The organism is Aeromonas sp. QDB23 (genome assembly GCF_027707745.1).
GTDB lineage: Bacteria > Pseudomonadota > Gammaproteobacteria > Enterobacterales > Aeromonadaceae > Aeromonas > Aeromonas allosaccharophila.
Genome location: NZ_JAPCJA010000153.1, coordinates 1 through 1110, shown reverse-complemented (window position 1 = coordinate 1110; position 1110 = coordinate 1). Strand labels below are relative to the sequence as shown.

At 52.3% G+C, this 1110-nt stretch carries 1 protein-coding gene; it reads left to right on the top strand.

The annotated features are described in order from the left end of the window. Positions 1-62: 62 nt before the first annotated feature. Positions 63-1089 (top strand): IS630 family transposase gene (locus PG888_RS22920; RefSeq protein WP_161469620.1). Its coding sequence is split into 2 segments (ribosomal slippage): positions 63-517 and positions 516-1089, totalling 1029 coding nucleotides; the frame shifts between segments, so codons are not numbered across the junction. The last annotated feature ends 21 nt before the right edge of the window (positions 1090-1110 follow it).

Sequence of the window (1110 nt, the reverse complement as noted above, 5' to 3'; positions counted from 1 at the left end):
GTAATACCAATCAGATTAAAGATGTGATCTAATTGCTCTATTCTGGTTTCACTGTACTCAGTATGTCCGATCCAATCGATTTCTTGGCCCTCGCCAAGGCAGAAACCAACGCCAGGAAACGCATGCGATTCCTGGCGTTAGCACACTTTCAAGAAGGTCATTCCAGAACTGACATTGCCCGCTTTCTCAAAGTCAGCCGCACAAGTGTCAACAAATGGGTGAGCAACTTCTTGCTACACGGCGTGGCGGGGCTGGATAGTGTCCGTCCACCAGGCCGACCCGCCAAGCTCGGCGCCGAACAGCTATCCCAGCTTAGCGAATATATCGACCAACAAAGCCGGCTGGCCATCGGGGGACGACTGCAAGGTACTGATATTCAAACGTATATCGAACGAGAGTTTGGTGTGGCCTATGAACTCTCCAATGTCTACCGCCTCCTCAGAGAGCTGGGGTTTTCCTGGATAACCAGTCGCTCACGACATCCGAAGCAGGATGGGCAGGTGCAGGAAGCTTTTAAAAAACTTCCAGCTGGAAACGATCCTTAACATCCCGGGTCATGTTGCGCTTGCCAATGTCGATGTCTGGTTTCAGGACGAAGCCCGGTTTGGTCAACAAAATACGACTACCCGACTGTGGGCCAGGCGTGGCAGTCGCCCCCGAGCTATTCAGCAACAACAATTCGAGTACGTCTATCTCTTCGGTGCCGTCTGCCCTGCAACCGGGACAACGGAAGCCTTGCTCAGTCCTCTGGTAAACCGGGAGGTGATGAAGCAGCACTTGGCACTGATTGCAGCACGAACAAAGCCGGGTCGTCATGCGGTGGTGATCATGGACGGCGCCGGATGGCATACCATGGAATGTGCGGATGACTTCCCCAATCTCAGCCTGATCAAGCTCCCTCCCTATTCTCCCGAACTCAATCCCATTGAACAGGTATGGAGCTGGCTTCGTCAGCATGTGTTGGCTAATCGCAGCTTCAAGGATTACGACGACATCCTTGATGCCTGCACATCGGCCTGGAAGCACTTTATTGCCGATGTGGAGCGGGTGATGTCACTTTGTAGCCGAGATTGGATAAAACTGACCTAATGTTTAATCCGATTGGTATAA